This is a genomic window from Paraburkholderia sp. BCC1885 (assembly GCF_900996235.1).
Lineage (GTDB): Bacteria > Pseudomonadota > Gammaproteobacteria > Burkholderiales > Burkholderiaceae > Paraburkholderia.
Genome location: NZ_CAAJGM010000111.1, coordinates 549,075 through 573,314 on the forward strand (window position 1 = coordinate 549,075; position 24,240 = coordinate 573,314).

At 63.4% G+C, this 24,240-nt stretch carries 15 protein-coding genes and 1 riboswitch; of the genes, 10 read left to right on the forward strand and 5 right to left on the reverse strand.

Annotation, left to right across the window (positions count from 1 at the left end; all coding sequences use genetic code 11):
- Window positions 1-70: 70 nt before the first annotated feature.
- A complete protein-coding gene (locus tag FQ755_RS11410) occupies window positions 71-535 on the reverse strand; it encodes a hypothetical protein (RefSeq protein WP_186308488.1) in 465 nt (154 codons plus the stop codon).
- Between the two features lie 246 nt (window positions 536-781).
- Between FQ755_RS11410 and FQ755_RS11415 the strand changes: the two genes are divergently transcribed.
- On the forward strand, window positions 782-1,363 hold the full coding sequence (locus FQ755_RS11415; protein ID WP_144154109.1) for a DJ-1/PfpI family protein: 582 nt from the start codon (window positions 782-784) through the stop codon (window positions 1,361-1,363).
- A 78-nt stretch (window positions 1,364-1,441) separates the two neighbouring features.
- Window positions 1,442-1,768, forward strand: a complete 327-nt coding sequence (locus FQ755_RS11420) for a hypothetical protein (protein ID WP_144154654.1) — start codon at window positions 1,442-1,444, stop codon at window positions 1,766-1,768.
- On the opposite strand, the gene FQ755_RS11425 is transcribed toward FQ755_RS11420, so the two are convergent.
- On the reverse strand, window positions 1,755-3,401 hold the full coding sequence (locus tag FQ755_RS11425; RefSeq protein WP_144154111.1) for a sensor histidine kinase: 1,647 nt from the start codon (window positions 3,399-3,401) through the stop codon (window positions 1,755-1,757). The two genes, FQ755_RS11420 and FQ755_RS11425, sit on opposite strands and share 14 nt — an antisense overlap.
- Before the next feature lie 225 nt (window positions 3,402-3,626).
- Window positions 3,627-3,689, forward strand: a riboswitch (Fluoride riboswitch).
- A gap of 73 nt (window positions 3,690-3,762) precedes the next feature.
- Here FQ755_RS11425 and crcB point away from each other — a divergent pair.
- The 6 genes from crcB (at window position 3,763) to FQ755_RS11455 (ending at window position 17,235) form a co-directional block, all read left to right on the forward strand.
- Window positions 3,763-4,143, forward strand: a complete 381-nt coding sequence (gene crcB / locus FQ755_RS11430) for a fluoride efflux transporter CrcB (protein ID WP_144154113.1) — start codon at window positions 3,763-3,765, stop codon at window positions 4,141-4,143.
- A 509-nt stretch (window positions 4,144-4,652) separates the two neighbouring features.
- A complete protein-coding gene (locus tag FQ755_RS11435) occupies window positions 4,653-7,439 on the forward strand; it encodes a TonB-dependent receptor (RefSeq protein ID WP_144154115.1) in 2,787 nt (928 codons plus the stop codon).
- Window positions 7,440-8,072: 633 nt separating this feature from the next.
- The gene (locus tag FQ755_RS11440) at window positions 8,073-8,909 is read left to right on the forward strand and encodes an IclR family transcriptional regulator (protein WP_144154117.1); all 837 of its coding nucleotides are present in this window, start codon (window positions 8,073-8,075) and stop codon (window positions 8,907-8,909) included.
- A gap of 416 nt (window positions 8,910-9,325) precedes the next feature.
- Window positions 9,326-10,726 carry an MdtA/MuxA family multidrug efflux RND transporter periplasmic adaptor subunit gene (locus tag FQ755_RS11445; RefSeq protein ID WP_144154119.1) on the forward strand — a complete coding sequence of 467 codons (1,401 nt, stop codon included), beginning with the start codon at window positions 9,326-9,328 and terminating at the stop codon, window positions 10,724-10,726.
- A 17-nt stretch (window positions 10,727-10,743) separates the two neighbouring features.
- Window positions 10,744-13,896 (forward strand): MdtB/MuxB family multidrug efflux RND transporter permease subunit, encoded by a 3,153-nt coding sequence (locus FQ755_RS11450; RefSeq protein ID WP_144154121.1) that lies wholly within the window; start codon window positions 10,744-10,746, stop codon window positions 13,894-13,896.
- A 3-nt stretch (window positions 13,897-13,899) separates the two neighbouring features.
- Window positions 13,900-17,235: an efflux RND transporter permease subunit gene (locus FQ755_RS11455; RefSeq protein ID WP_144154123.1), complete on the forward strand. Its 3,336-nt coding sequence runs from the start codon at window positions 13,900-13,902 to the stop codon at window positions 17,233-17,235.
- Window positions 17,236-17,920: 685 nt separating this feature from the next.
- On the opposite strand, the gene FQ755_RS11465 is transcribed toward FQ755_RS11455, so the two are convergent.
- The 3 genes from FQ755_RS11465 to FQ755_RS11475 form a co-directional block, all read right to left on the reverse strand.
- Window positions 17,921-18,385, reverse strand: coding sequence for a hypothetical protein (locus FQ755_RS11465; protein WP_144154127.1), 465 nt, complete (start codon window positions 18,383-18,385; stop codon window positions 17,921-17,923).
- Window positions 18,386-18,456: 71 nt separating this feature from the next.
- Complete coding sequence (locus FQ755_RS11470) at window positions 18,457-19,020, reverse strand: peroxiredoxin (protein WP_144154129.1); 564 nt, start codon at window positions 19,018-19,020, stop codon at window positions 18,457-18,459.
- 189 nt (window positions 19,021-19,209) lie between these two features.
- Window positions 19,210-20,547 (reverse strand): EAL and HDOD domain-containing protein, encoded by a 1,338-nt coding sequence (locus FQ755_RS11475; protein WP_144154131.1) that lies wholly within the window; start codon window positions 20,545-20,547, stop codon window positions 19,210-19,212.
- Window positions 20,548-20,919: 372 nt separating this feature from the next.
- Here FQ755_RS11475 and FQ755_RS11480 point away from each other — a divergent pair, with 372 nt between their 5' ends.
- Both FQ755_RS11480 and FQ755_RS11485 read left to right on the forward strand, forming a co-directional pair.
- Window positions 20,920-22,683: a putative bifunctional diguanylate cyclase/phosphodiesterase gene (locus tag FQ755_RS11480; RefSeq protein WP_260858544.1), complete on the forward strand. Its 1,764-nt coding sequence runs from the start codon at window positions 20,920-20,922 to the stop codon at window positions 22,681-22,683.
- A 97-nt stretch (window positions 22,684-22,780) separates the two neighbouring features.
- Entirely contained in the window at window positions 22,781-24,238 is a 1,458-nt protein-coding gene (locus tag FQ755_RS11485; protein WP_144154135.1) for an HDOD domain-containing protein, read from the forward strand.
- The last annotated feature ends 2 nt before the right edge of the window (window positions 24,239-24,240 follow it).

Sequence of the window (24,240 nt, forward strand, 5' to 3'; positions counted from 1 at the left end):
TGCGTAACGGAATGTTAGGACGCTTGCGCATTGCGGTGCGCGAGGCACCGGTCTACCCGAACCGCGGGCGTCACTTGTTCATCTGCTTTTGCGCGTCGCTGCTGTCGGTGGTGTCGTTCGAGGCAGCGGATGCAGACGAAGCCGCCGTGGTATCGGACCATTGCTGCAGCTTGCGCCCCGCATTCTGCAAACCGGCGCCGGTCAGGGACGCCGCCTTGTTGAACTCCGCGCTGGTCTCGCTTGCCGCGCTCTGCAGATTGGCCTGCGCGCCCGAGGCGAGTGCCGACGGGTCGATGTTGATCGTCGTCGGCGCCGAAGCCGCCGAATCGATGTTCTGCCTGGCCGCATCGACCTGCTGGCCGACGTAGCTCGCGGCCTGGTCCAGAGACTGGCCGGCCTGTTGCGCAGCATCATTCACCTTGCCGGCGAGCTGGCCCGCCGAGGCGTCATTTTTCTGGCACGCGGCCAGCGCGCCGAGCAGGACCACGGCAAAGGCGGCACGGCGGATGAGGGGACGATGGTTGAACGAAGTCATTGATGAAATCTGAGCCGACTCGAGCGGCTTCCGCATACGTAAACGAGCCCATGATACGCCCTCGCGCCATCCGCCCCGCAGTTCCGGCGGCGGCCCGTCACGCGCGGCCCCCAGGAGGCTGCGCCGGCGGTGCGTCCGCCGCAAAGGCAGACGCCGGCAGCGGCGCGCGTCGTCTTGCTGTCAAAACGCATTGGAGTAGACTCGCTGGACGTCCGATGTGTTCCGCAGTTCAACAGGAGGCATGCGATGGCAGCGAAGAAAATTCTGTTCCTGACCGGCGATTTCGCCGAGGATTACGAAACCATGGTGCCGTTTCAGGCATTACAGGCAATTGGCCATATCGTCGACGCGGTGTGTCCCGGCAAGTCGGCAGGCGAGCGCATCAAGACGGCCATTCACGACTTCGAAGGCGACCAGACCTATACCGAGAAGCCAGGCCACCAGTTCACGCTGAACGCGAGCTTCGACGACGTCGATCCCGGCCAGTACGACGCGCTGGCGATTGCCGGCGGACGGGCGCCCGAATATCTGCGCCTGAACCAGAAGGTCATCGACATCGTGCGGCAGTTCGCCGAACAGCGTAAGCCGATTGCCGCGATCTGCCACGCCGCGCAACTGCTCGCCGCCGCCGACGTGATCCACGGCAAGCGGATTGCCGCCTACCCCGCGTGCGCGCCGGAAGTGAAGCTCGCGGGCGGCGAGTACGCCGACATTCCGGTCGACGCCGCCATCACCGACGGCAACTTCGTCACCGCGCCCGCATGGCCGGCGCATCCCGAATGGCTGCGGCAATTTCTGGTCGTGCTTGGCACCCGCATCGAACTCTAAAATGTAATTGAGAGTAATCCGATAGTTCATTACGAAGGGCCTCCTTATAGTCGACGGTTGACTTTGGAGCGCCTTTCGATGGAATTGACAGACTGGGTCGTCATCCTCGCGATCACACTTATTGCAATCACCTTCTTCTGCCGCCGCGCGCCGCGCCACTGGTCGCTTGAAAATCGCGCGCGCCGCGTCACCGCCGCCCGCCTGCTAGTGCAGGCGGCGCTCTGCCTGTGGGCCGCCTCGCTGCTTCTGGTACGCGGCCTGTTCGTGCTGGATGGCCTGCTGGGCTTGCGTCCGCAGCCGCAGATAGTGATGACGGGCGCGCTTGTGCTGGTCGGGTTCGGCTGCTATTGGTCGATTCGCGGCAGCAAGCTGCTCAAACCGCGCCGGCTGTTCACCGCGTACTGAACCCCGGCGCGCCCAGCGCCAGCATCTCCGGCTCGGCGCGCGGCGCAAGCAACTCCGCTTCCGGCAGCGAGAAATAGAACGTCGTGCCGACCCCCTCGGTCGACTCCGCCCAGATGCGGCCGCCGTGCCGCTCCACCACCCGGCGCACCAGCGCGAGGCCAATTCCCTCGCCGGTGGCGACATTGCCGTGCAAACGCTGAAACGCGCTGAATAAGCGTGGAATCGCAATCGCCGGGATCCCCAGCCCGTTGTCTCTTACATAAAAAATGCGCAACGTATGAACGCCGGGCGGCGCCGGCGTCGTGCCGATTTCGACGCGTCCGTCGCGCGACCCATCCAGATAGTTGATCGCATTGCCCAGCAGATTGGCGAACACCTGCTCGAGCGCGGTGGCGTCGCCCCATACCGCGGGCAGATCGTGAACCACGACGCGCGCGGCGCGCGTGCGGATCGATACCTGCATGGCGTCGATCACGCGCTGGACGATGTCGCGCACCTGCACCTTCTGGCGCCGGTACTCGACACGGCCGACGCGCGAGAGCCGCAGCAGCGCATCGATGATGTGCGAGGCGCGCAGCACGGCGGTCTGCAGATAATGCAAGGCCTCGCCGATATCCTCGTCGACGAGCCGCTCGATATTCTGCCGCCGCGCCGGCGTCAGCGACGACTGCCGGACCGCTGCGCGCAGATCGTCGCACGCATGAATCAGTTCCTTCGAAAAACCCTGCAGGTTGACGAGGGGCGCGCGCAGATCGTGCGACACGCTGTAGATGAACATCTCGTTTTCCTGGGTCTGCTGCCGCAAGGTCTCGTTGATGGCCGCAAGCTCGTTGGCGCGACGCGCGAGATCGGCCTGGAAGCGGGCCTGAATGCGCTCGGCCTCGATCAGGCGCCGGCTGGTTTCGTGCAGCGCCTGATCGAGCCGGGCGATCTCATCCGAACCGTGGTCGATCGGCGCCAGCGGCTCGTTGCCGGCGAGGCGTCCTGCATTGTCCGAAAGCAGCGCGAGGCGGCCGCGCACGCCGCGCGTGAAGAGCCATATGGCGAGGGCGACAAACAGCAGCGAGCCGAGCACGGCGGCCACCACCAGCACCTGCTGACGGCCGCGCGCCGCTTCGGCCTCGGTCGACCGCTGCGCGTCGAGCAATCGCTCCTCGTTCTGGAATGCTGCAATCTGGACGCGGAAACGGTCGAGCACATCGGTATTGGCGAGTTCCCGGAAGCGTTCGACGACGTCACGGCGACGGCCCGAATGCAGCAGATCCTGCACGCGATCCGACCATTGCCGGTACGCCTGCACCGTCTGGCGAATCTGCGCCGCGCGTTCCACCTGCGGCGGATCGTCGGCCACCAGCTCGGCCAGCTGGTCGATACGCCGGTCGATGTCCACCCACAGGGTGACGGGTGTGCTGACGTCGGCGCGATTGCTGAGCACCGCGCCGCGCAGACGCACCGAGTCGAGCAGCACCGGCTCCAGAATCGCCGTGGTCTGGCGCAGTACATCTTCGCTGTGAGTCGCCCAGCGCTCGGCCTGCTCGGCGTCGACCTGCGCCTTGACCAGGCCCGAAAGGAGCGCGAGCTCGAATACGGCAGGAATCGCGATTAGCAGCAATCCTTTAGTTGTCAGTCTCATGCGTGCGCGAAGGAGTTCGGAAACCCGGCAGGCCACGCCGGGCACAGCACATTATGTCGGCGTTTGTGCTGGATGACAAAGACTCCCGGCACGGAGAATTGCCGAATAGCGTGATATCCCGCCCACTATCTTGGCTGGCGCAACACGCCCTATGCGCGGGGCATGGAATGCGCCGGCGGCTTCGGGCCGGCCGCCCGTCCTGAAATGTTTGCAGCGATGATAAAATCGCGCGCTGGAGATGGCATTCTCCCTTAACCGCCCGCGTGGGCTGATGATGCCTGCATGTCCGGATGTCTGCGGATTCTATCTGTCTGCGTTCACCCGGTTTGTCGACCTGATGGCCTGACGAGGCATCTTTTCCATGTATTTATCGATTCTCGCGGTTGGGATTGGCGGCGCATTGGGTTCACTGTTCCGCTGGTTTCTCGGTATGCGTCTAAATGCGGTATTCCCCGCCCTGCCGCTCGGCACGCTCGCCTCCAACGTGATTGCCGGTTATGTGATCGGCGTCGCCGTGGCGTTCTTCGCGCGCGTGCCGTCGCTCGCGCCCGAATGGCGGCTCTTTGTCATCACCGGTTTGATGGGCGGCCTGTCCACCTTTTCGACCTTCTCCGCGGAAGTCGTGCAGCGTCTGCAGGAAGGGCGCCTCGGCTGGGCCGCGGGTGAAATTGCGATTCACGTTTCGACTTCGCTATTGATGACCGTACTCGGCATCGCCACGGTCTCGCTGGTGTCGCGATAAGGCATGCCCGAAAGGCCATGACTTACGGCGGGTTAGCACCGCTGCCTTTTCTACAAGCTGGGCGTGAACCAATAGCACTACGCGAATAGCACTACGCCCAGCCACCTCCTTGCGCCTCCCCCTCGCTGAAAAACGCTTTCTTGCAGCGTATGCATTGTCATTGCATTTTCCCATTGCGAGCGGTGAATCACGAATTCTATTTACGCAATACGCCGTGATTGAGTAACGAATTCTGCACCCCGGTTATTCCATTCATCTTAAAAAATTTACTTCTGTCAAATTTTTTTGAATGCGGCATTGTGCGGTCATCGTTTTGTTACGACCCGTTTGACACGCGTTCCCGATAGCGCGCGATAACCGGCGATATGCAAATCGAAAGTGAACTCAAGCATTTGGTAAGGATAACTAAAAATCATGACATTAGAAAGATCGTGAATGGATCAGCGTGGCCGTCCACAAGACGGTCCTTCGCACAACGGTGTGGCCTTACTAACAGGTATGGGGGAAAGATGAAGCAAAGAGTTTTGGCGACCGCCATCAAGAGAATCATTTGGGCTGAACTTGCATTGTCAGCCGCGTTCGCCGTGCCGGCGCTTGCGCAAAGCCAGCCGGCCGCAATAGGAGCAACGGGCGCCACGCCGCCGGCCGGAGCCACGGGCAGCGCGGCGTCCGGCGTGCCCGCTACCAGCACGGCACAAAACGGCAGCACGGGCACCGCGGGTACAAGCGGCGCCGCCAGCACAAACGGCACCAGCGGCAAGTCCGGCGCGGTCAAGCAGTTGCAAACGTTCCAGGTGACGGGCTCACTGATCCGCAGCTCGGACAAGGTCGGCTATAACCAGGTGCAGACTGTCAGTCAGAAGGACATTCAGGACAGCGGCGCGAACAGCGTCGCCGACTACCTGCGCTCCACCACGGCCAACTCGGCCAATAGCTGGAGCGAAGGTCAAACCGGCAACTTTGCGCCGGGTGCTGCGGGTCTCGCCCTGCGCGGCCTGAGCGAGAAATACACGCTGGTGCTGGTGGACGGACAGCGCGTTGCGCCGTTCGCGTTCTTCTCCAATAGCGTGGACAACTTCTTCGACCTGAACACGCTGCCGCTGAACGTCATCGACCGTATCGAAATCGTCAAGACCGGCGCCGTGTCGCAATACGGCTCCGACGCGGTGGCGGGTGTGGTCAACATCATCACGAAGCACGACTATCAGGGCCTGCAACTGGACGGCAGCTACGGCAGTTCGGTCAGCAACGGCGCGGGCAACGGCACCACCAAGTTCAGCGTGCTCGGCGGCTTCGGCGACCTGAACTCCGACCGCTTCAACATCACGGCGGCGGCGAGCGTCTATCAGGACGCCGGCTCCACGCTCGCCGATCGCGATTCGACCTCGGCGCAGGATTTCACCGGCAAGCCCGGCGGCCTGTCGCTGCTCGCGCCGTCGTTCTGGAACACGCCCAACGGTCCGCAGGCGTTGAGCAATTGTCCGTTCGGCGGCTCGGTGCATCCGGCGGCCAGCAATTTTCTCGGCGCCTTTTCAGGCGGCCCCGGCACGGTGTGCGCCTTCAATTCGGCGAACAGCACCTCCATCGAGCCGCAGACGCAACGTCTGAGCGCGAAGGTGCATGCGGACTTCAAGATCGACGATACGACCACCGCATTCGCCGACCTGTGGGAAAGCCACAACGAGACCACCTACAACCTCGGCCTCGACGGCAATATCGTGGGCAGCCCGCAAACGCCGACGCTGGTGCTGGGTCCGGGCGGCGCATTGGCACCGTTCAACAATGTCGTGCCGGTGACCAACCCGTTCAATCCGAACGGCGTGGCCACCCCGCTGACTTACGCGTTTCCGAACACCGTGGCCGAAAAAACGGATGCCAACTACTGGCGCGCCTCCACTGGCGTCAAGGGCTCGTTCACGCTGCCGTATGGCGACTGGGACTGGGCGACATCGATCAGCCACTCGCAAAGCACGGTCGACAACACCTATACGAACCAGTTGAACGTCAACGCGCTCAACAACATCTTCCAGAACGGCGTCTTCAACTTCGCCAACCCGGCCTCGACACCGAACGGACTCAACGGCCTCTACCAGAACGCGACCAACGAGGGCATCTCGAAGCTCGATACGGTCGACGCAACCCTCTCGACGCCGAACCTGTTCCATCTGCCGACCGGCGACGTAGGCCTCGGCTTTGGCGCACAGTTCCTGCATGAGAGCGAGTTCCTCAACCAGGGCAGCGAGTTCCTGACGGGCCAGGTGGCGAACCCGAATCTGGAGTCGGTCAACGGCGAGCGCAATGTGGCCGCCGTGTATTACCAGGTCGACGTGCCGATCGTCCGCAACCTGACCTTCAGCCAGTCGGGACGCTACGACCACTACAGCGATTTCGGCGGCGCGTTCTCGCCGCGCTTCGCCCTGCGCTACCAGCCGGTGCAGGCGCTGACGATGTTCACGTCGTACACGCGCGGCTTCCGTGCGCCGACCTTCGTGGAAGACAGCACCTCGCAGACGCTGGGGATTCAGGACCTGCCGAACGGCACGGTTACGACGATCACCCAAGGCAACCCGAACCTGCAGCCGGAACGGACCAAGAACTACGATATCGGCTTCCAGCTGTCGCCGACCCGCACGACCGACGTGGGCCTCGACTGGTACAAGATCCATATCGACAACGTGATCGGCGAGGCGCTGAATCCGTCCCAGGTAGTCACGAACCCGGCGAACGGCCAGATCCTCTTCGAAGATTTCCCTTACGAGAATCTCGGATCGCTCGATACCAACGGCTTCGAGGCCACCTTCCGTCAGTCGCTGCCGACGAAGATCGGTACCTTCACGCTGTCGGCGGACTGGGCTTATGTCAACGACTACAACCTCGATACGCCGAACGGCAAGATCAACGCCGCGGGCAATAACTTCACGCTGTCACAACCGTTCGGCGGCAGCTTCCCGCGCTGGAAGGGCAATACCACGCTCGACTGGAATTACCACCAGTTCAACGCGGCGCTCTCTTGGCAGTTCGTCGGCCCGTATGCCCAGGCGCTGGCTTCGGCCGATCAGGCGTTGAATTCCACACCGTCGGGCAAGGTCGGCTCGTATAGCGAGTTCAATCTGATGATGACGTACACGGGCTTCAAGCACTGGACCATCTATGGCGGCATCGACAATATCTTCAACCGCACGCCGCCGTTCGATCCGCTGTTCGCCGACAGCGAACTGGATCAAACCGGTTATGACCAGTCGCTGTATTCGTATATCGGACGCTTCGTGCAAGTGGGAGCGACGTATAAGTTCTAAGCACCGGTTTAAATAAGCCCTCTCGTTTTCGCTGCAGCCGCTCCGACATCCCCTTCTCACTTGTCACGCCGGAGCGGCTTTTTTTTATTTCCGCGAATTTCGAAAAAGCGTCAATATGCTGCGCGCATCGACTATCCTCAAAGTCAGGTCCTTACGGGATATTACAGCGCACTCAATTTCCCCTTTTCCAATCCCATTCGTGAATGCGCGAACGAAAAAAAAGGCGTCACGTGACCGTGACGCCTTAAAAGTTCTAGCCATTCCGAGGGCCGTGCTAGAACCTGAGAGAGGGGATTCGAAAGGGCTGCCTGACGGCGCCGTACCTGCACTAGAGTGCCACCGGCGCCCTGCTGCCCGGGCCTTACAGCATGCTGGGCGAGGCTCCAACTGCCGTGCGCTACTCACACGACAGCCTTCCTTTCGAAATAAGATTCCATTTTTTACGGTTATCCTGACTAAGTCAAGCAAAATCTATCGGAGCGGAGACTTGTTAGCGACAGCCTTCTATTACAATGAATTGTCATACCAAATTTAGCCAGCGTGCGTCATTATGGTGCAAGTTCGGCACCGCAATTTGCGGTTCGGCGGAACGGCACAAATGCATAAATTGAAACTCAGTTTCATATTAATGAGATGACCCACGAATCCACGCTGTCTCGCGGTACCGATGCCGCCAAAGAAAAAGACGGTTCAGGCGATGAAGTCACGGCGCTCGCCCGCGGCCTGACCGTGTTGCGTTGTATTGCGGCGGCGGATGCGCCGCTCAGCAATCGCGAACTGACCGAACTCACCGGCATTCCCAAACCCACTGTTTCGCGCATCACGGCCACGCTCGTGAGCGCGGGCTTCCTGTTGCGCCTGCCGGATAGCGAGCGTTTTGTACTGACCTCGTCGGTGCTGGAATTGAGCAATGGCTTTCTGCGCAACTTCGATATTCGCGCACGCGCAAGGCCATTCCTGATCGACCTCGCCGAACGCACCTCGCTCTCCGTGCATCTGGCCGTGCGCGACCGGCTCGACATGGTGGTGATCGACGCCATCAAGCCCCGTTCGGCCGTGCTGGTGTCGCGGCTCGAAGTCGGCTCGCGGATGAACCTGAGCCGCACCGCCGTCGGCCGCGCGTATCTGGCGGTGCTGGTGGAACCCGAACGCGAAAAGCTGCTGCTCGGACTACAGGCGGCCGAAGGCGACGACTGGGGGCATATTAGCGACCGGCTCGACCAGGCGTTACGCGAAACCGCGGTCCAGGGCTTCGCCATCGCCACCGGCGAATGGCACGACGGCCTCAATGCGATTGCCGCCGGGTTTGTCGGTCCATCGGGCGAGCGCTATGCCGTCAATTGCGGCGGCTCGGCTCATCAATGCCCGCGCGACTGGTTGATGTCGCGCGCGGCGCCGCTGCTGCTCGAGTGCATCGCCAATATCGCGCTCGAAATCGGCGGCACGCCTGGGCGGCGGCTCGACAATTGAGCGGTGCGCGCCGGCTTGTTCGCGGCCGGCCGGCACCCTCGCCGCGGGCCTCGCGCCGACACTCGCCGCGGGCGAAATTCCGCGTGCTGTAACGCGCGTAACCAACCGAAAAATACATCACTGGACGGTAACGAAGCCAGGGACGTAGGATCATGCTTTCGTCTAGCTTGCTGCCACCGATCCGCATGTTCAAAGCAGTCCGCGCGGGTCGCATCCGGCAGGCGCCGCAGTCCACGCGGCTGTCACGAAACCGCTTTGCAACTGGATTTTTCCCGCGTCTTGCGTCGCCACGCGCCGAGCATCTGCGTGACGTGTGCGGTCGACGCAGCCTGCCTGTCATGCCGGCGCGACGCATTTACCCCGAACCGGCATTTCGCACCCCTGCCTAACTCCACGCCAGCCACCTGAACGAATCGATGGACGAACAACAACAGCATCCGGAAACTTCACGCACACAAGCCCCGGCCGGCCAGCCGTCCGCCGGCGGGACCGGCCCGATGCACAGCGGTGGCAAACGGCATCGGGGGCGCACCGTCGGGCTGATCGTCGCGGCATTGGTCGTAGCGGGCATCGTCGTGTGGCGCTGGCATCCGTGGGGCGGCCCGGCCGGCGGTGCAGGCGTGGGCGCGCAGAGTGAACGCGGCGGCCGGCATGGCCGCGGCGGCGCAGGGTTCGGCAACCAGCCGCAGCCGGTGCACGTCGCCACGGCCACGCAAGGCGACATGCCGGTCGTGCTCACTGCGCTCGGCACTGTCACGCCGCTTGCCACCGTCACCGTGCAGACGCAATTGAGCGGCACCCTGCAAACGGTCGCCTTCCAGGAAGGCCAGATGGTCAAAAAGGGCGACCTGCTTGCGCAGATCGACCCGCGCCCGTATCAGATTTCGCTGGAAAATGCCGAGGGCGCGCTGGCTCGCGACCAGGCGCTGCTGCAAACCGCACGTCTGGACCTGAAGCGTTATCAGACGCTGCTGGCCCAGGATTCGATCGCAAGCCAGCAGGTCGACACCCAGGCGTCGCTGGTCCAGCAATATATCGGCACCGTGAAGTCGGATCAGGCCAACATCGATACCTACAAGCTCGATCTGATTTACGCGCGCATCACGGCGCCCGTGTCGGGCCGCGTGGGGCTGCGCCAGGTCGACCCCGGCAACTACGTCACGCCGAGCCTCGCCAACGGCATTGTCGTGATCACGCAACTGCAGCCGATCAGCGTGATTTTCACCGTCTCCGAAGACAGCCTGCCGCAGATCATGAAGCAGGTGCAGGCGGGCCAGAAACTTTCGGTCACCGCGTATGACCGCAGCAATACCACCTCGCTCGCGGGCGGCGCGCTCGAAACGCTCGACAACCAGATCGACACCACCACCGGCACGCTCAAACTGCGCGCCATGTTCAACAACGACGACAACCTGCTGTTCCCGAACCAGTTCGTCAACGCGCGCCTGCTGGTGAATACGATTCACGACGCCGTGATCGTGCCGACCTCCGCCGTGCTGAACGGCTCGATGGGTCAGTTCGTCTACGTCGTGCAGGATGACAGCACGGTCACCGTGCGGCCGGTCAGGATCGGCCCGGTGGATGGCGAACGCACCAGCATCGCCTCCGGCCTGCAAGCAGGCGAGCGGGTCGTGATCGACGGCTCCGACCGTCTGAAGGAAGGTGCGAAGATCACCATTCCTGCCGATCGTCCGCGTGGCGCGTCGGGTGCCGCGGGCGCTTCGGGCGCGCACGGCTGGCGTGGCGCGTCGGGAGCGTGGGGCGCGTCCGGCGCGCATGGGCATCATCACAGACACGCGGCGCAAGCCTCGGAATAAAGGCTGACTGAACCCGCATGAATCCATCCCGCGCCTTTATCCTGCGCCCGGTCGGCACCGCCCTTCTGATGGCGGCGATCATGCTGGTCGGGCTCGTCGCGCTGCGCTTCCTGCCGCTTTCGGCGTTGCCCGAAGTCGACTACCCGACCATCCAGGTGCAAACCTTCTATCCGGGCGCGAGTCCGGACGTGATGACTTCTTCGGTCACCGCGCCGCTCGAACGGCAGTTCGGCCAGATGCCGTCTCTGAACCAGATGTCGTCGCAAAGCTCGGCGGGCTCGTCGATCATCACGCTGCAGTTCAGCCTCGACCTGCCGCTCGATATCGCCGAGCAGGAAGTCCAGGCCGCCATCAACGCCGCCGGCAACCTGCTGCCGTCCGACCTGCCCGCGCCGCCGATCTACGCCAAGGTCAACCCGGCCGACGCGCCGATCATCACGCTCGCCCTCACCTCGCCGACCATGCCGTTGACGCAGGTGCAGGATCTGGCCGACACGCGCCTTGCGCAGAAGATTTCCCAGGTGGCGGGCGTGGGTCTGGTGAGCCTGTCAGGTGGCCAGCGTCCTGCGGTGCGAATTCAGGCCAACCCGCGTGCGCTGGCTGCCTACGGTCTGAATCTGGACGACTTGCGCACCACCATTTCGAATCTGAACGTCAATACGCCGAAGGGTAATTTCGACGGCCCGACACGCGCCTACACGATCAACGCCAACGACCAGTTGACCGACGCCAACGCCTACAAGAGCGCGGTGATCGCCTACAAGAACGGCCGGCCAGTCATGCTGACGGACGTCGCCACCATCGTGCAGGGCGCGGAGAACACCAAGCTCGGCGCGTGGGTGGACGGCACGCCGGCCATCATCCTGAACGTACAGCGCCAGCCGGGCGCCAACGTGATCCAGGTGGTCGACAGCGTCAAGGCGCTGCTGCCGCAACTGCAGGCGTCGCTGCCCGCCGCGCTGAACGTGAGGATCGTCACCGACCGCACCACCACGATCCGTGCCTCGGTGCGCGACGTGCAGTTCGAACTGCTGATGTCGGTAGTGCTGGTGGTGCTGGTGATGTACCTGTTCCTCGCCAACCTCTACGCCACCATCATCCCGAGCCTGTCCGTGCCGCTTTCGCTGATCGGCACGCTCGCCGTGATGTATCTGTGCGGCTTCTCGCTCGACAACCTCTCGCTGATGGCGCTTACCATCGCCACCGGCTTCGTGGTCGACGACGCCATCGTGATGATCGAGAACATCGCGCGCTACGTCGAAGAAGGCGAGACGGCGCTCGAAGCGGCGCTCAAGGGCTCGAAGCAGATCGGCTTCACGATCATTTCGTTGACCGTATCGCTGATCGCCGTGCTGATTCCGCTGCTGTTCATGGGCGACGTGGTCGGGCGTCTGTTTCACGAATTCGCGATCACGCTGGCCGTGACCATTGTGATTTCGGCGGTCGTCTCGCTCACGCTGGTGCCGATGATGTGCGCGAAGCTGCTGCGCCACACACCGCCGAAGGACGCCCACCGCTTCGAAACCAAAGCGCACGCCTTCATCGACTACATCATTGCGCGCTACGCAGTCGCGCTGACCTGGGTGCTGGACCGTCAGCGCTCGACCCTGTTCGTCGCCGTGCTCACGCTGGTGCTGACCGGCGTGCTATACGTGTTCATTCCGAAGGGCTTCTTTCCGGTGCAGGACACCGGCGTGATCCAGGCCATCACCCAGGCGCCGCAGTCGGTCTCATACGAATCGATGGCGGAGCGTCAGCAGGAACTGGCCGCGCAAATCCTGAAGAACCCGGACGTGGAGAGCCTGACCTCGTTCATCGGCGTGGACGGCAATAACATCACGCTGAACAGCGGCCGCATGCTGATCAACCTGAAGCCGCGCGACGACCGCAGCAACACCGCCAGCGACGTGATCCGGCAGCTACAAAAGGACGTGGCGCATATTCCGGGCGCGTCGCTGTTCATGCAGCCGGTGCAGGATCTGACCATCGACGCCACCGTCAGCCCGACGCAGTATCAGTTCATGCTGACCGATCCGAACATCGCCGAATTCGCCACCTGGGTGCCGAAACTGGTCGACCGGCTCAAACAGGCGCCGGAACTGGCCGATGTCGCCACCGACCTGCAGGAAAACGGCTCGTCGGTCTACGTGGAAATCGACCGCGCCAGCGCGTCGCGCTACGGCATCACGCCGGCCACGGTCGACAGCGCGCTGTACGACGCATTCGGCCAGCGCATCATCTCGACCATCTTCACGCAGTCGAACCAGTACCGCGTGATTCTCGAAGCGCAGCCACAGGTGCAGCATTACGCGGACTCGTTGAACGCGATCTACCTGCCCTCTTCCACGTCGACGGGCGGCCAGGTGCCGTTGTCGTCCATCGCGAAGTTCGTCGAACAGCCGGCGCCGCTGCTGGTCACCCACCTGAGCCAGTTCCCGGCCACCACGGTGTCGTTCAACCTCGCACCGGGCTCGTCGCTCGGCGCCGCCGTCAAGGCGATCAACCAGGCGGAGCAGGACATCGGCCTGCCGGCCTCGTTCCAGACACGCTTCCAGGGCGCGGCGCTGGCGTTTCAGGCGTCGCTCTCGAACGAACTGTTCCTGATCCTTGCCGCCATCGTCACCATGTATATCGTGCTCGGCGTGCTGTACGAGAGCTTCATCCACCCGATCACGATTCTCTCGACGCTGCCTTCGGCCGGCGTCGGCGCGTTGCTGGCGCTGCTGATCACGGGGCATGATCTCGACATCATCGGCATCATCGGTATCGTGCTGCTGATCGGTATCGTGAAGAAGAACGCCATCATGATGATCGACTTCGCGCTCGAGGCCGAACGCGAACAGGGCAAGACGCCGCGCGAGGCGATTTACCAGGCGTGTCTGCTGCGCTTTCGGCCCATCCTGATGACCACCATGGCGGCCCTGCTTGGCGCGCTGCCGCTGATGCTCGGCACCGGCGCGGGTTCGGAACTGCGCCGCCCGCTCGGGATTGCGATTGCCGGCGGCCTGATCGTGAGCCAGATGCTGACGCTGTTCACCACACCGGTGATCTACCTCGGCTTCGACTCGCTGGCGCGGCGCGTCCGCGCCCGCTTTCATCGTGACGATCACGACCGTCACGACCAGGACGGCCGCCCCACCCCGCCACCCGCCACCGACGCGGGGAACTAGGCGATGAACCTGTCGCGTCCGTTTATCGCCCGGCCGGTTGCCACGACGCTGCTGGCGATCGGCATTGCGCTGTCCGGCGTGTTCGCCTTTACGAAACTGCCGGTCGCGCCGCTGCCGCAAGTGGACTTCCCCACCATCTCGGTACAGGCCTCGCTGCCGGGCGCGAGTCCGGAGACGGTCGCCACCAGCGTGGCGAGCCCGCTCGAACGGCACCTGGGGTCGATTGCCGACGTCACCGAGATGACCTCGCAAAGCTCGGTGGGCTCGTCGCGCATCACGCTGCAGTTCGGCCTGAACCGTGACATCGACGGCGCCGCGCGCGACGTGCAGGCAGCCATCAACGCGGCGCGCGCCGACCTGCCCGCGAGCCTGCGCAGCAACCCGACGTATCACAAGGTCAACCCGGCCGACGCGCCGATCCTGATTCTGGCCCTCACGTCCAACACGCTGACGGCCGGCCAGTTGTACGACTCGGCCGCGACCGTCTTGCAGCAGTCGCTTTCGCAGGTGGACGGCATCGGCGAAGTCGACGTCAGCGGCTCGGCCAATCCGGCGGTGCGCGTGGAACTGGAACCGCAGATGCTGTTTCACTACGGCATCGGGCTCGAAGACGTGCGGGCCGCGCTCGCCTCGGCGAACGCGAACAGTCCGAAGGGCTCGATCGAGTTCGGCGCGAACCACGTGCAGCTTTACACCAACGACCAGGCGAACAAGGCATCGCAGTACAAAGACCTGGTCATCGCCTATCGCAATGGCGCGGGCGTCCACTTGTCGGATGTGTCCGAGGTGGTCGATTCCGTCGAGGATCTGCGCAATCTCGGTCTCTACAACGGCAAGCGCTCGGTGCTGGTGATCCTGTATCGCCAGCCGGGCGCCAACATCATCGATACCGTCGACCGCGTCAAGGGGATGCTGCCGCAACTGAAGGCGTCGCTGCCGGCGGACGTCGACGTGATCCCGACCGTGGACCGCTCCACCACCATCCGTGCCTCGCTGGTCGATACGGAGCACACCTTGATCATCGCCGTGGCGCTGGTGGTGATGGTGGTGTTCCTGTTCCTGCGCAACTGGCGCGCCACGCTGATTCCCAGCGTCGCCGTACCGATCTCGATCATCGGCACGTTTGGCGCCATGTATCTGATGGGTTTCTCGATCGACAACCTGTCCTTGATGGCGCTGACGATCGCGACCGGCTTCGTGGTCGACGACGCGATCGTGGTGCTGGAAAACATCTCGCGGCACATCGAAGACGGCGTGCCGCGCATGCAAGCCGCGTTCCTCGGCGCACGCGAAGTCGGCTTTACGGTGGTGTCGATCAGCATCTCGCTGGTCGCAGTGTTTCTGCCGATTCTGCTGATGGGCGGCATCGTCGGACGCCTGTTCCGCGAGTTTGCGCTGACGCTTTCGCTCGCGATTGCGGTGTCGCTGCTGGTCTCGCTCACGCTCACGCCGATGATGTGCTCGCGCCTGCTCAACGAGCCGCACGAGCGCAAAGAGGAAGGCCGCGTCGCGCGCTGGCTCGAACGCGGCTTCCAGTCCATGCAGCGCGGTTATGAGCGCACGCTCGGCTGGTCGCTGCGGCATCCGCTGCTGATCCTGCTGGTGCTGATCGCCACGGTCGTGCTGAACGTCTGGCTCTACGTGATCATCCCGAAAGGCTTCTTTCCGCAGCAGGACACCGGCCGCATGGTCGGCGGCATCCAGGCCGACCAGTCCACCTCGTTCCAGGGCATGAAGGGCAAGTTCGCCGAGATGATGAAGATCGTCGGCGAGAACCCGGCGGTGGATGGCGTGGTCGGTTTCACGGGCGGACGGCAGACCAACTCGGGCTTCATGTACGTGCAGTTGAAGTCGAAGCCGGGGCGCCGTGTCTCGGCGGACGAAGTGATCCAGCAATTGCGCGGACCGCTCTCCAATGTCGCGGGCGTGCGCACTTTCCTGCAGGCCGTGCAGGACATCCGCGTGGGCGGGCGGCAATCGAACGCGCAGTATCAGTTCACGCTGCTAGCCGATTCGACCTCCGACCTGTACACGTGGGGCCCGAAACTCACCGAGGCCTTGCAGGCGCGCCCGGAACTGGCGGACGTCAATTCCGACCAACAGCAAGGCGGGCTCGAATCGATGGTGACGATCGACCGCGCGAGCGCAGCGCGCCTGAACATCCAGCCGGCGCAGATCGACAACACGCTCTACGACGCCTTCGGCCAGCGCCAGGTGTCGACGATTTATAACCCGCTCAACCAGTACCACGTGGTGATGGAAGTAGCGCCGAAATACTGGCAAAGCCCGGACATGCTGAACCAGATTTACGTCAGCACGTCGGGAGGCAGCGCGAGCGGCGCGCAGACCACCAACGCGACAGCGGGCACGGTGACGCCGCCGGTCGCCAATACCAGCAGCACGAGTACGTCCGGCACGTCGGGCGCCTCGGGCGGCGGCACGGCGGGCACGACGGCATCGAGCGCGGCGGCGATCGCCGCGGATTCGGCGCGCAATCTGGCGATCAATTCGCTGGCAGCGAGCGGCAAGTCGAGCGCGTCGTCGGGCGCGGCGGTATCGACCGCGAAGGAAACGATGATTCCGCTCTCGGCGCTGGCGAGCTTCGGTCCGGGCAGCACGCCGCTGTCGGTGAATCACCAGAGCCAGTTCGTGGCGTCGACGATTTCGTTCAACCTGCCACCGGGCAAATCCTTATCGGACGCGACCCAGGCGATCTACGACACGATGGCGCAGATCGGCATGCCGGGCACGATCCACGGCAGCTTCCAGGGCACGGCGCAGGCGTTCCAGCAGTCGCTCTCGGACATGCCGCTGCTGATTCTGGCCGCGCTGGCGGCGGTGTATATCGTGCTGGGGATTCTGTATGAGAGCTACATCCATCCGTTGACGATCCTGTCGACGTTGCCGTCGGCGGGCGTGGGGGCACTGCTGGCGCTGCTGCTGTTTCAGACCGAGTTCAGCATCATTGCCTTGATCGCGGTGATTCTGCTGATTGGCATCGTCAAGAAGAACGCGATCATGATGATCGATTTTGCTATCGAGGCGTCCCGCCAGGGTTTGTCGTCCTACGATGCGATTCATCAGGCGTGCCTGTTGCGGTTTCGGCCGATCATGATGACGACCTGTGCTGCTTTGCTGGGAGCTTTGCCGCTGGCGTTCGGGAATGGCGATGGGGCGGAGCTGCGTGCTCCACTGGGCATTGCGATTGTTGGCGGTTTGATTGTTAGTCAGATGCTGACGCTCTATACCACGCCGGTTGTTTATCTTTATATGGACCGGATTCGGGTTCGGTGGGAGAGGCGCTCGCGCGGGCGGTTGGGGCGGGTGGCTGGGGGGTGATGGGGGGGTTGTTTTTTTGTCTTGCCGACGGGGTGGTGGGTTTTTTAGGGCGTTGGCCTTTCCTTGCTGTGTTAGTGGTTTGCTGGTGATGCCCCTGTGCGGGGCGGCACTTACTTTCTTTGCCGCCGCAAAGAAAGTAAGCAAAGAAAGCGGGCTTCACACCGCTAGCTTGTAGGTGTCCATCTCTTGCCTGATCTCGGAGTGGTCCGAGACGAGACCGTCCGTCGCATTTCCCATCTTCGTGACACAGCGCTCATTCATCCCGCGAGCACACTTCGCGTGCCGCGGATGGGTAGGCGTGGGAAAACTGGGTCTGCGTCTATAACGTTAAGACGGACTTTTATGCATTACACGACACACCAAAAGCCCGACGAAACAACCACAAAGCGCTATACCCAACGGCGGGGCGCGCAGCGCAACGCCGGAGCGGATGAGCCCTGTGTCATTAGGAGTTGGAGGCGCGAGGGCACATCTCGTCTTGGGCCGTTTCCCGTTGCAAACTGGGATGGCTCACTACCGGCTAGCGGTTGCAGCCCGCTTTCTTTGCTTACTTTCTTTGCGGCGGCAAAGAAAGTAAGTGCCGCCCCGCACAGGGGCATCGCCAGCAAACCAATAAGAATGCAAGGAAAGGCCAAAACAGCAAAAACAACCACCCAAGCGCCGCACAGGCAAAAAAAGCAAAACCTCAAAGCCTCTGCTCAATAGCCAACCCAAACACCCTCCCCCACCGCTTAGCCTCTCCCTCATTCCGCATGGGCAAATTCCACAGAGAGCGTTTAGCATCCCGAACTTTCAAGGCAAGCTGAAACCCGCCATCAATCCGCTCGACCTCAGCCCCTTGAATATCGGCAAAAATATAATCGCCATGCACACCGTGGAGGTCCACCGTACATAACCGCTTCCCGGCGGCGAGCCGGACAAATCCCCAGTCGGCCTTGAGCTCATGGGTCCAGTCGCCGTCATGGATATTGGCCGCCACTTCCCGCCGACGCCGCAGCCAATACACCACCGCCGCCGCGACCCCAGCAGCAGCAAGCACGGCCGCGCCAACCGCAACCCCAAGCCCAAAATGCGCCCACAAAGCATCGAACGACCACACCGCGCCATAAATCAGCGCGGCCAAAACGGCCAGACCCACAACGATAGGCATTTGGCATTACCCCGCAGAACGAACCGGCTATCAGCGTAGCACGGCAGGTCCGCGGGATCATCGGCAAGACACTATTGCGCCTTGTGCGTCGCCGCCCATTGCTTGACCGCTTCCAGCGTGTTCTCAACGTGCTTGTCCGGCGACAGGCTCGTGTATTCGTAAATGATCTTGCCGTCCGGTGCGATCACGTACGACACCCGGTTCGCCATCGGGGCATGCATCGGCAGGCCCGCGTCGTAGGCGCCGATCACCTTCGCGTCGGCGTCGGCGGCCACCGGGAATTTGCTGCGGCATTCGCTTACCGAGAACTTCGTCAGCGTGTCGATGTTGTCGTGCGAGACGCCAATCACCGTCGCGCCGTACTTCTTGTATTCGTCCACGGCATCCGCGAATTCATGCGCCTCGATCGTGCAACCCGTCGTGAAAGCCGCCGGATAGAAGTACAGCACCACCGGCCCCTTCTTCAGTTCGTCGGCCAGCGAGTAGGTGTAGGTCTTGCCGCCCAACGATGCCTGCGTGGTGAAATCCGGTGCGGCGTCGCCTGGCTTGAGCGTCGCGGACGCCGTCAGCGAATGCAGCGCAAACCCGGCCGACAACACGGTCGCCAGCAATACCGGCATGAACTTTTGTTTCATCTCAAGCCCCTTCAAGCGTTGACGCACGTTGGCCGTGCATTGGATGGAACCACACCCTGCCGCACCTCATGAGGCGCGTCAAGTCATGACTTATCCAGTATTGGACCACGTCCCGAAAAAGCACGCCGGATGACCCGGCAAGGGCTCCGCGTCCTCGCGGCCGTTGAGAAAATAGTGAGAAACCGCCGGCTACTCCAACCCCGCGTGCGCGCCAAACCACGCCGCCGCCGACAGGTTCAGTTCCGCCAGCACCTCGGGCGTCAGCGCCGCGAAGCCGGCCGGCGCCTCGGCGCTGCGGGCAAGCGAGGCCGGATCGGCATGCTTGTCCACGCCCTGGTCGGCGGCCGACGCGATCTTCAGCAGCGCCCCCAGCGCGCCGCGCTGCTCGACGATCGCATCGCGGATCTGCGCAGCGAGGCCGAGCTTGTCGAGCGCCTCGGCGGGCGTCGTGCCCAGCACCACGTGCACCAGGGAAAAGATCCCCGTCATGAAGGCAGCGTCGGCATAGTCTTCGTCTTTCGGACGCAGCCAGCGTGCCGCCAGTTCCATGAAACGCGAGCGCGTGCCGGCCAGTTGCACCAGCGGATCGGAGCGCCACGGCAGGTCGCCGCCGTCCGCGTACAGCAGCAATTGCGCCCAGCGCGCAATCTGCCGCGTGCCGGTGGCGATGATCGCCTCGCGCAACGAGGCGATATTGCGCCCCAGCCCAAACGCGCTCGAATTGACGAGGCGCAGCAGTTGCACCACCACGTTCGGATTGCGCTTTAACTCCGCTTCGAGCTCGACGATGCCGGCGTCGCTGGCAAGCAACGCGAGGAGGCGCAGCAGCGCCGGGCGCGACGAGCGGTTGCGCGGCGCGGTCAGCACCTGCGGACGGGCGAAGAAGTATCCCTGGAACAGGTGAAAGCCGAGATCTTTCGCCAGCGCGAAATCTTCCCGCGTCTCCACCTTCTCGGCAATCAGCGTCTTGCCCTCGGCGCGCACCGCCGCCGCCAGCTTCGGCAGAGCCGCGCGGGGCGTCGCCAGAAAGTCGATCTTGACGATGTCCGTATGCGGCAATACCGAACGTAAGCCGTCCGTCAACTCGCAGACGTCGTCGAGCGCCACCTGGAAGCCCGCGCGGCGCAGCTCGCCGAGCCGGCGCACGAGGCGCGCGTCGAAGCTGACGGTTTCGAGGATTTCCAGCACGAAGCGTTCGGGCGACATCAGATGGACGATATCGTCGAACAGCAGCCCACGGCCGATGTTCACATAGCCGCGATGCTGGCCGAGCACCGCCGAGACGCCGATTCCGCCGATCGTCCGCGCCACCACCTGGGCGGTCGCCTGAGCGTCGTCGCTGACTTCGGCATAGTTGTGGGCGCCGGCGCGAAACAGCAGTTCGTAGGCGTGCAGCGCACCGTCGCGGTCGAGAATCGGCTGCCGTCCCAGATAGACAAAAGGCGTCTCAGCCGCCGGCGTGGCGCCCTGCGCAGATTGCACCTCGGCATGCCCGGGCTTGCCCCGGGCAGAAAAAGGTTCAGACATGGCTCATCGGTGCATGAATTTAGAAAGACTGCGCAGCGGACGCGATAGGCCACGGCCGCCCTCGAATGTCAGGCTTGCTATCAATAACGGACCGCCAACGGCGCCACTTTAACCGAATCCACCAGGCATGGATCAGAAGCGCGGCCACAAATCCTTACCATCGGCTTTTTAACCCTAAGTTTTGCAGTAAAGCGCTAAAGATTTCGCCGTGCGGGTCGTTATCTCGTTTGATAGGCGGTCTCATACCTCCCGACCATCCGCGCCGGGCAGGCGGAGTGAGCCGTACCGCCTGCAGACGAACACAGGTTGCCAGCGAGAAACATGGAAGCGAACAGGATCACCGCGCCCCGTCTGGGCTCCTTGCGCACGGTCATGGACCGGGTTCGTGCGTTTGGCCGGCGCGCGGAAGTCTCACCCCCGCCGAGCGCCAGCCGCTCGCCCTTCGAGCAGGCCGTCGGTGCAGTCGACCTGCTTGCCCACGTCGACAGGGAACTGCATTTTCTGTACGTGTCGGAAGCCAGCCTGCGTTTTATCGGCTACCACCGCGAGTATCTGCAAACCATCACGCTGCACGACCTGGTCGCGCCCGCCGACGCGGAGCGCCTCGACGCCCTGCTCGCCCGCGCCTCGGCCACCGGCGGCGTGGAAAAGACCACGCTCGACCTGATCAAGTCGCTGACCTATCCGGTCACCGTCGAATTGCGGGTGGTCCGCAGCAGCCACAACGGCATCGAAGGCTTCGCGATTGCCGGCTTCGACGTCTCGGCCTGGCGCGCCATCGAAGAGCGCCTCACGCACGCCCTGCACCACGACCGCCTGACGGGTCTCGCCAACCAGTCCGCGCTGGTGCCGGCCCTGCTCGACGCCCAGCAGAAAGCCGACGCGCACGGCACGCCGGCCGCCCTGCTGCTGCTCGACATCGACGATTATCAGCGCGTGAACCGCGCGCTCGGCTACGACGCCGGCGACGAAATGCTGCGCGAAACCGCGCGGCGCCTGTCCAATACCGCGACCCAGGGCGAAAAGATCGCCCGCGTGGCCAGCGACGAATTCGCCATCCTGATGCCGGCCGCGGCCTCGCGCACCGATGCAGTCAGCGCCGCCGAAGCGCTGTCCCGGCGCCTGTTGACCGCGATCCAGCAGCCTTACGTATTCAACGGCCAGCAGGTGCATCTGTCGGCGAGCATCGGCATTGCGCTCTATCCGGACGTGCAGCACGCCAACGACACCGCCGCGCGCGACAACCACCTGCTGCGCTGGGCCGACCACGCCCTGCTGCAAGCCAAGGCGGCCGGCGGCAACACCCTGGCGTTCTACGTGCCGGACGACAACCCGGCCGACGCCGAACGTCTCAAGCTCGAAGCCGACCTGTACGACGCCGTGCGCAACGGCGAGTTCTCGCTGCATTTCCAGCCCATCACCAGCAGCCAGAGCCACGGCGTGGTGGGAGTCGAGGCGCTGATCCGCTGGCTGCATCCGGTGCATGGCCTCGTGCCGCCCTCGATGTTCATTCCGCTCGCGGAGTCGGTCGGGCTCATCAATTACCTCGGCAACTGGGTGCTGAAGATCGCCTGCATGCAGCTGATCCAGTGGGATACGCGCGGCATCCGGCTGCAATACGTGGCGGTCAACGTCTCGCCGCAGCAGTTCCGCGACCCGCGTTTCAAGGACAGCGTGCGCGAGGCGATCGAGCTGACCGGCATCGACCCGCGCCGCCTCGTGTTCGAGATCACCGAAAGCCTGCTGATGCACGACCCGGCGCACGCCAAGGGGCTGCTGGAAGAACTGACCGCCATGGGCATCCGCTTCGCGGTCGACGATTTCGGCACCGGCTACTCGAGTCTGGCTTACCTGCAGCGGTTCCCGCTGGCCAAATTGAAGATCGACCGAAGCTTTGTCGAGAATCTGCTAACCTCCCGAAACGATCAGGCAATCGTTAGCGCGGTTGTCGGGCTCGCCCAGACGCTCGACCTCGAACTGGTCGCGGAAGGCGTGGAAACCGAAGCGCAGCGCACGCTCCTGACCGAAATGGGATGCGATCATATTCAGGGGTGGCTCGTCTGCAAGGCGTTGCCATCCGAGGAACTGGCGCAGCGTTTCGAGGCCCAAACGCTGCATCTGCACGAAGCGGCCTGATGCAGCCCGGACAGAACAGGCGTTTGCGCATCGCACACCGGCGGCTTGACGCCGGTCTGCCACTCACTGGAACAGGTATGGCTTTAGCGGGAATCACATGGTAAAGGCAGCGGTGCTCGACAGGCTCTGGTCTCGAATGAGCGAGCGCGGCGATTTCCCGATGCTGTCGCAATCGCTGCGCACAACCATGGCTGCAATGAACAACGACGACCTTGATTTCTCGGGTCTCGTGCAGGTCGTGCTGTCGGATTTTGCGTTGACCCAGAAGGTCCTGCGCCTCGCCAACTCGGCGATGTACATGGCCTTCGGCGGCAACATCACCACCGTGTCGCGCGCCTTGATGGTGCTCGGCATGGATGCAGTCGGCCATCTGGTGGTCGGACTGAAGATCGTCGACCACTTCCATCACAGCGTGCCGCGCCGCATCGACGCGAAGCTCGAACTGAACCGCACGCTGCTGTCGGGCTGTGTCGCACGCAAGCTGACCGAGCGCGGCGATTTGCGCGCCGGCGAAGAGGCAGTGGTCTGCACGCTGATGCGGCAAATCGGCAAGCTGCTGGTGGTGTTCTATCTCGACGCCGAGTGGGACCAGATCCGCCGTCAGATCGAAACCAATGTCGACGAGGCGCAAGCCTGCGTGGCGGTGCTGGGCGTGACCTTCGACGAAATCGGCGCGGAAGCCGCGGTGCGCTGGCGCCTGCCGGACGTGATCCGCTCCGGCATGGGCGAGTTCGATCCGCTCGAAACCGACGAGCCGAAACAGGTGCTATGGCTGCGCGCCATCACCAACTATTCCACCGACGTCGCCAGCGTGCTGACCACGCCGAACATGCCGGAATGGCAGCGCGAAGCCCGCATTGCCGAGCTTGCGCACCGCTACGGCCGCGCGCTCAACACCGATCCTGAAACGCTGGTGGAAATGAGCGTCGCCCTCGCCCGCGAAGAAGACGGCGAAGGCGTGATGCGCGAAATCGTCGAGCTGCGCGCCAACGCCGACGCGATTGCCCGCGAGGCGCGCGATCCCGAGGCACGCATCAGCGCCGGCGTCGAAGACTTACGCGCGCTGAAATCCGGCAGCGCACTTGGGCCGGCGCTTGCGCTCGCCTCCGAAACGGTGCACGCCGGCCTCGGCTTCGCGCGCACCGTGATGTTCGTGCGCCACAGCAGCGGCACGTTCAAGGCGCGCATGGGATTCGGTCCGCAGATCGAGGAAGCCCTGCCTACCCTGACCTTCAACACGGCGTTCGAGCCTGACGTGTTTCATCTCGCCATCGCCAATTCGGTGGGTATCTTTATAGAAAATGCCCGCGACCCGAAGATGGTGGCGCGGCTGCCGGAGTGGTTCAAGCGCAGCTTCGCCGATACGCGTTCGTTCGTGCTGCTGCCGGTGATGGGAGAAAATCAGTCGACCGTCGCCCTGCTCTACGGCGACTGGTGCCAGGCCGACGAAGCCAGGCGGATTTCCCAGGGCGAGATGGCGGTGCTCAATGAACTGGCGCGGGAGTTAGGGCGTTTTTTTTCCCACGCGCCGATGCAGGAGATGGAGATGCTGTGAAG

Coding starts and splice junctions, on each gene's coding strand:
- FQ755_RS11415 (WP_144154109.1), top strand. CDS start 782: ATGGCAGCGAAGAAAATTCTGTTCCTGACCGGCGATTTCGCCGAGGAT.
- crcB (WP_144154113.1), top strand. CDS start 3,763: ATGTATTTATCGATTCTCGCGGTTGGGATTGGCGGCGCATTGGGTTCA.
- FQ755_RS11420 (WP_144154654.1), top strand. CDS start 1,442: ATGGAATTGACAGACTGGGTCGTCATCCTCGCGATCACACTTATTGCA.
- FQ755_RS11425 (WP_144154111.1), bottom strand. CDS start 3,401: ATGAGACTGACAACTAAAGGATTGCTGCTAATCGCGATTCCTGCCGTA.
- FQ755_RS11410 (WP_186308488.1), bottom strand. CDS start 535: ATGACTTCGTTCAACCATCGTCCCCTCATCCGCCGTGCCGCCTTTGCC.
- FQ755_RS11465 (WP_144154127.1), bottom strand. CDS start 18,385: ATGCCTATCGTTGTGGGTCTGGCCGTTTTGGCCGCGCTGATTTATGGC.
- FQ755_RS11445 (WP_144154119.1), top strand. CDS start 9,326: ATGGACGAACAACAACAGCATCCGGAAACTTCACGCACACAAGCCCCG.
- FQ755_RS11470 (WP_144154129.1), bottom strand. CDS start 19,020: ATGAAACAAAAGTTCATGCCGGTATTGCTGGCGACCGTGTTGTCGGCC.
- FQ755_RS11485 (WP_144154135.1), top strand. CDS start 22,781: ATGGTAAAGGCAGCGGTGCTCGACAGGCTCTGGTCTCGAATGAGCGAG.
- FQ755_RS11440 (WP_144154117.1), top strand. CDS start 8,073: ATGACCCACGAATCCACGCTGTCTCGCGGTACCGATGCCGCCAAAGAA.
- FQ755_RS11450 (WP_144154121.1), top strand. CDS start 10,744: ATGAATCCATCCCGCGCCTTTATCCTGCGCCCGGTCGGCACCGCCCTT.
- FQ755_RS11480 (WP_260858544.1), top strand. CDS start 20,920: ATGGACCGGGTTCGTGCGTTTGGCCGGCGCGCGGAAGTCTCACCCCCG.
- FQ755_RS11435 (WP_144154115.1), top strand. CDS start 4,653: ATGAAGCAAAGAGTTTTGGCGACCGCCATCAAGAGAATCATTTGGGCT.
- FQ755_RS11455 (WP_144154123.1), top strand. CDS start 13,900: ATGAACCTGTCGCGTCCGTTTATCGCCCGGCCGGTTGCCACGACGCTG.
- FQ755_RS11475 (WP_144154131.1), bottom strand. CDS start 20,547: ATGTCTGAACCTTTTTCTGCCCGGGGCAAGCCCGGGCATGCCGAGGTG.